This is a genomic window from Streptomyces sp. NRRL F-6492 (assembly GCF_001280125.1).
GTDB lineage: Bacteria > Actinomycetota > Actinomycetes > Streptomycetales > Streptomycetaceae > Streptomyces.
In genome coordinates, this window is record NZ_LGEG01000139.1 from 1 (window position 1) to 426 (window position 426).

General features: G+C 72.3%; 1 pseudogene. It reads left to right on the forward strand.

Going from position 1 to position 426, the window contains the following annotated elements:
- Positions 1-426, forward strand: a pseudogene (locus tag ADL08_RS38725) (hypothetical protein); the annotation flags it as partial.

The following is a 426-nucleotide window of genomic DNA, read 5'->3' on the forward strand; positions in this document are numbered from 1 at the left end:
CCGGAACGAGGGCCGCTCGCCGCCACGGTCGTCACGACGCTCGTCACGACGGAAGCCGCCACCGCGGTTGTCGCCGCCCCGGTTGTCACCACCGCGATCGTCACGACGGAACCCACCGCCGCCACGGTTGTCGCCGCCCCGGTCGTCGCGACGGAAGCCACCACCGGCACCACGGTTGTCGTCGCGCCGGTCATCACGCTGGTACGAGGGACGCTCGTCGCGCCGGAACGAGGGCCGGTCACCGCCCCGGTCGTCACGACGCTCGTCACGACGGAAGCCGCCACCGCGGTTGTCGCCGCCCCGGTTGTCACCACCGCGATCGTCACTACGGAACCCACCGCCACGGTTGTCGTCGCGCCGGTCATCACGCTGGTACGAAGGACGCTCATCGCGCCGGAACGAGGGCCGCTCGCCGCCACGGTCGTC